Raw genomic sequence first — 5,412 nt, forward strand, 5'->3', positions numbered from 1 at the left:
AACTCAGAAGTGAAACGCCGTAGCGCCGATGGTAGTGTGGGGTCTCCCCATGCGAGAGTAGGGAACTGCCAGGCATCAAACAAGTGAAGAAGCCCATCCTGCCGGATGGGCTTTTTTGCGTCTGCAGGGAGTGAGAACTGCCGGATGCGGCGTGCCGCCTTATCCGGCCAGCGTCTGTTATTACCGGATACAGCGCCTGTAAACCTTATTCTGCCTGTGATTGCAGCCTCATCGGTTGCAAAGCAACATCCTAAGCTTCCATAACACAAGCCATCCCGCTGCATATACGGTAAACTAAATGCGATTTTGCATCAGGAAAGCGTCTATGAATCACTCCCTTAAAGCCTGGAACACCTTCGGTATCGATCAACAAGCTAATGTGCTTGTCTGTGCCGAAAATGAGCAACAACTACTAAATGCCTGGCAATCAGCCAATGCATCACATCATCCAGTGCTAATCCTGGGCGAAGGGAGTAACGTCCTGTTTCTTGATGCCTTCCATGGAACGGTGATCGTCAACCGTATCAAGGGAATAGCGATTACAGAACAACCTGATGCGTGGCATTTGCACGTAGGCGCGGGTGAAAACTGGCATCGTCTGGTAGAGCATACGCTGCAGCAAAGCATGCCCGGGCTGGAAAATCTGGCGCTGATCCCCGGCTGCGTGGGTTCATCGCCAATCCAGAATATTGGTGCCTATGGCGTAGAACTGCGGCGCGTCTGCGAATACGTGGACTGCGTAGAGCTTTCGACCGGCAAACATCTGCGCGTCAGCGCCGCAGAATGCCGATTTGGTTACCGTGACAGTATCTTCAAACATGAGTACCAGGATCGTTTCGCGATTGTAGCTGTTGGTCTGCACTTACCTAAACAGTGGCAACCCGTTCTCACTTACGGTGACCTGACGCGTCTTGATCCTGCCACGGTAACGCCTCGGCAGGTTTTTGATTCTGTTTGCCATATGCGCACCACAAAACTGCCCGATCCAAAAGTAAACGGTAATGCAGGAAGCTTCTTTAAAAATCCGGTTGTTACCGCGGACATTGCGCAGGAGCTCCTGGCGAAATTCCCGACTGCACCTCATTACCCGCAGGCTGATGGCTCTGTGAAACTGGCTGCTGGCTGGCTTATCGATCAATGTCAGCTAAAAGGCATGCGCATTGGCGGCGCAGCAGTACATCAGCAGCAGGCACTGGTGCTGATCAATGCAGGCCATGCTACGAGTCAGGATGTGGTGCAACTGGCGCATCACGTACGCCAAAAAGTCGGTGAGAAATTCAATGTCTGGCTTGAACCGGAAGTCCGGTTTATTGGCCCACTGGGTGAAGTGAATGCCGTGGAGATCGTTGCATGAAGGATAATACCGTCCCCCTGACGCTTATTTCATTATTAGCCGATGGCGAATTTCACTCTGGTGAGCAACTCGGTGAAAAGCTGGGAATGAGCCGTGCGGCAATCAATAAACATGTCCAGACGCTACGTGACTGGGGTGTTGATGTATTTACTGTCCCTGGTAAAGGATACAGCTTACCTGAACCTATCCAGCTATTAGATTCATCACTTATTTATTCTCAGCTGGATGGCGGGAATATAACGGTCCTGCCGGTTATCGACTCAACCAATCAGTACCTGATGGATCGAATTGGTCAACTGGAGTCAGGGGATGCCTGCGTCGCTGAGTATCAGCAGGCCGGTCGTGGTCGTCGTGGACGTAAATGGTTCTCTCCCTTTGGCGCCAATCTGTACCTTTCAATGTTCTGGCGACTGGAACAAGGACCGGCAGCCGCGATTGGCCTGAGCCTGGTGATTGGTATTGTCATGGCTGAGGTTTTACGCGATCTGGGCGCGGATAAAGTGCGTGTTAAATGGCCCAACGACCTCTATTTGCTCGACCGTAAACTGGCAGGGATCCTGGTTGAACTCACCGGAAAAACGGGCGATGCCGCACAGATTGTTATTGGGGCGGGTATAAACATGTCCATGCGTCGGGTTGAGGAGAATGTGGTTAATCAAGGCTGGATTAATCTGCAGGAAGCGGGTATTACCATTGACCGCAATACTCTGGCTGCCCGACTGATCCGCGAGCTGCGCGCTGCCCTGATACTGTTTGAGCATGAGGGCCTGGCGCCGTATTTGTCCCGCTGGAGGGCGCTGGATAACTTTATCGACCGTCCCGTTAAACTCATTATTGGTGATAAAGAAATATTTGGCGTATCTCGTGGAATAGATGCGCAAGGTGCATTACTACTCGAACAAAATGGCGTGATAAAACCCTGGATGGGTGGGGAAATATCGCTTAGAAGCGCTGAATAATAAGAAGGGGAGCTATGGCTCCCCTTTATTTTTTTATTTTCGTAATCTGACTTGCTCAACGGCATGATTGGCGCTTTTCGTCATGATTAAGCTGGCTCGCTCACGCGTTGGTAAAATGTTTTGTTTTAAATTCAACCAGTTGATTTCTTTCCACAGTGATGTAGCCGTGTTGATTGCCTCGTCTTCCGACAATTTCGCATAGTTATGGAAATAAGAGTCTGGGTTGGTAAATGCCCCTTCGCGGAATTTCAGGAAGCGGTTGATATACCACGTCTGGAGTAATTCTTCTGGCGCATCCACATAAATAGAAAAGTCGACAAAGTCAGAAACAAATACATGATGTGGATCGTGAGGATAGTCCATCCCACTTTGTAATACATTGAGCCCTTCGAGGATTAATATGTCGGGCTGGGCAACGGTTTTGTCGCCATCAGGGATCACATCATAAATCAGATGAGAATAGACCGGTGCCGTAACGTTGGGGACGCCAGACTTTAGATCGGAAACGAATTTAACCAGACGGTGCATATCATAGGACTGAGGAAAGCCTTTCTTCTTCATGAGCCCACGATCTTTCAACACCTGGTTAGGATGAAGAAAACCGTCAGTAGTGATCAGCTCAACCTTACGATGCTCGGGCCAGCGACTCAGCAACGCTTGCAACACACGTGCAGTCGTACTTTTGCCGACGGCGACGCTGCCAGCAATGCTAATAATATAAGGAATACGCTCGCCGTTGGTGCCTAAAAATTGCTCCAGCACAGCCTGACGCCGCAGGTTCGAACTGATGTAAAAATTTAGCAAACGCGATAATGGCAAATAAATCTCAGCAACTTCTTCCAGCGATAAGTCTTCGTTAATGCCTTTCAGACGAGCAATCTCTTCCTCGGTCAGAGTCATCGGCACGGAATCACGAAGCGCAGCCCACTGGTTGCGATCAAACTGTAGGTAAGGCGACGTTAACGCTTGCTCTTTTATACTCATACGCATGGTCTGGCTGTCATTGCTATATCAGGTCTGCGGTAAAAAACGAAATCATCCCCGGTACGCAATGGCACGCACATTTCAGTTAATTTGGACAATGGGCAGGAGGGTAACACCAGATGGGAGGGAATAATAAGAAAAAATCGTCCCCTGAAACGCAATGTGATGGCTATTCCAGATGTATAAAGATGCACTTTCTCTCTATTGATAACGGCATGCTGGAGCAAAATGCCTTCTGGGAGCGCGGCTGACGTTGGAAATTTGTTCAATTCGAAGAAGAAATAGATTATTTATCGGTCGTATAGCGCAAAATGTGAGCGATAGAACATTTTATGCAATTTTTTAGTTGCATGAGTGCGCATGTCTCCATAAAATGCGCGCTACTTGATGCCGACTTAGCTCAGTAGGTAGAGCAACTGACTTGTAATCAGTAGGTCACCAGTTCGATTCCGGTAGTCGGCACCATCAAGTCCGGTGGGGTTCCCGAGCGGCCAAAGGGAGCAGACTGTAAATCTGCCGTCACAGACTTCGAAGGTTCGAATCCTTCCCCCACCACCACTTTCTGGCAGCGTTATCGCCGCCTGAGTTGGTTAAAAAATTAATCAGCTCGAATAAAAAAGAGAGAAATCTCTTTTTTATTACAGAAAGAACTGGGTAGCCGAGTTTCAGGATGCGGGCATCGTATAATGGCTATTACCTCAGCCTTCCAAGCTGATGATGCGGGTTCGATTCCCGCTGCCCGCTCCAGACGTGCTGATATGGCTCAGTTGGTAGAGCGCACCCTTGGTAAGGGTGAGGTCCCCAGTTCGACTCTGGGTATCAGCACCACTTCACTTCTCCTTCCCGTTTCTCTCTGTTTACTTTTAAAAGCATTCAACAGCTCAGGCATATGGCCTGGTTGATGTGGTGATATCACCGATTTATCCGTGTCTTAGAGGGACAATCGATGTCTAAAGAAAAATTTGAACGTACAAAACCGCACGTTAACGTCGGTACTATCGGCCACGTTGACCATGGTAAAACAACGCTGACCGCTGCAATCACTACCGTACTGGCTAAAACCTACGGCGGTGCTGCTCGTGCATTCGACCAGATCGATAACGCGCCGGAAGAAAAAGCTCGTGGTATCACCATCAACACCTCTCACGTTGAATATGACACCCCGACTCGCCACTACGCACACGTAGACTGCCCGGGCCACGCCGACTATGTTAAAAACATGATCACCGGTGCTGCGCAGATGGACGGCGCGATCCTGGTTGTTGCTGCGACTGACGGCCCGATGCCGCAGACTCGTGAGCACATCCTGCTGGGTCGTCAGGTAGGCGTTCCGTACATCATCGTGTTCCTGAACAAATGCGACATGGTTGATGACGAAGAGCTGCTGGAACTGGTAGAAATGGAAGTTCGTGAACTTCTGTCTCAGTACGATTTCCCGGGCGACGACACTCCGATCGTTCGTGGTTCTGCTCTGAAAGCGCTGGAAGGCGAAGCAGAGTGGGAAGCGAAAATCATCGAACTGGCTGGCTTCCTGGATTCTTACATCCCGGAACCAGAGCGTGCGATTGACAAGCCGTTCCTGCTGCCTATCGAAGACGTATTCTCCATCTCCGGTCGTGGTACCGTTGTTACCGGTCGTGTAGAACGCGGTATCATCAAAGTTGGTGAAGAAGTTGAAATCGTTGGTATCAAAGAGACTGCTAAGTCTACCTGTACTGGCGTTGAAATGTTCCGCAAACTGCTGGACGAAGGCCGTGCTGGTGAGAACGTTGGTGTTCTGCTGCGTGGTATCAAACGTGAAGAAATCGAACGTGGTCAGGTCCTGGCTAAGCCGGGCTCTATCAAGCCGCACACCAAGTTCGAATCTGAAGTGTACATTCTGTCCAAAGATGAAGGCGGCCGTCATACTCCGTTCTTCAAAGGCTACCGTCCGCAGTTCTACTTCCGTACTACTGACGTGACTGGTACCATCGAACTGCCGGAAGGCGTTGAGATGGTAATGCCGGGCGACAACATCAAAATGGTTGTTACCCTGATCCACCCAATCGCGATGGACGACGGTCTGCGTTTCGCAATCCGTGAAGGCGGCCGTACTGTTGGTGCGGGCGTTGTTGC

At 50.1% G+C, this 5,412-nt stretch carries 4 protein-coding genes, 4 tRNA genes, 1 rRNA gene and 1 pseudogene; 8 read left to right on the forward strand and 2 right to left on the reverse strand.

Annotated features, from left to right (window positions below; all coding sequences use genetic code 11):
- The 3 genes from rrf to birA form a co-directional block, all read left to right on the forward strand.
- Positions 1-74 (forward strand): 5S ribosomal RNA (rrf, locus tag OGW44_RS25765); the annotation flags it as partial.
- 251 nt (positions 75-325) lie between these two features.
- On the forward strand, positions 326-1,354 hold the full coding sequence (gene murB / locus OGW44_RS04840) for a UDP-N-acetylmuramate dehydrogenase (RefSeq protein WP_185655177.1): 1,029 nt from the start codon (positions 326-328) through the stop codon (positions 1,352-1,354).
- Positions 1,351-2,313, forward strand: coding sequence for a bifunctional biotin--[acetyl-CoA-carboxylase] ligase/biotin operon repressor BirA (birA, locus tag OGW44_RS04845; protein WP_185655178.1), 963 nt, complete (start codon positions 1,351-1,353; stop codon positions 2,311-2,313). Before murB ends, birA begins: the two co-directional genes overlap by 4 nt.
- Before the next feature lie 33 nt (positions 2,314-2,346).
- Here birA and coaA read toward each other — a convergent pair whose 3' ends face one another.
- Complete coding sequence (coaA, locus tag OGW44_RS04850; protein ID WP_003031107.1) at positions 2,347-3,297, reverse strand: type I pantothenate kinase; 951 nt, start codon at positions 3,295-3,297, stop codon at positions 2,347-2,349.
- A gap of 289 nt (positions 3,298-3,586) precedes the next feature.
- Positions 3,587-3,667: pseudogene (locus OGW44_RS04855) on the reverse strand (hypothetical protein); the annotation flags it as partial.
- Between the two features lie 19 nt (positions 3,668-3,686).
- Between OGW44_RS04855 and OGW44_RS04860 the strand changes: the two are divergent.
- The 5 genes from OGW44_RS04860 to tuf all read left to right on the forward strand — a co-directional run.
- A tRNA-Thr gene (locus OGW44_RS04860) sits at positions 3,687-3,762 on the forward strand.
- Between the two features lie 8 nt (positions 3,763-3,770).
- Positions 3,771-3,855, forward strand: a tRNA-Tyr gene (locus tag OGW44_RS04865).
- Between the two features lie 114 nt (positions 3,856-3,969).
- Positions 3,970-4,044, forward strand: a tRNA-Gly gene (locus OGW44_RS04870).
- Between the two features lie 5 nt (positions 4,045-4,049).
- A tRNA-Thr gene (locus tag OGW44_RS04875) sits at positions 4,050-4,125 on the forward strand.
- Between the two features lie 118 nt (positions 4,126-4,243).
- Positions 4,244-5,412 (forward strand): elongation factor Tu (tuf, locus tag OGW44_RS04880; RefSeq protein WP_049014834.1); only part of this gene is annotated, 1,169 nt, incomplete at its 3' end.

Origin of the sequence: Citrobacter sp. Cb023, from assembly GCF_030336805.1 — a bacterium.
GTDB classification, from domain to species: Bacteria; Pseudomonadota; Gammaproteobacteria; order Enterobacterales; family Enterobacteriaceae; genus Citrobacter; species Citrobacter braakii.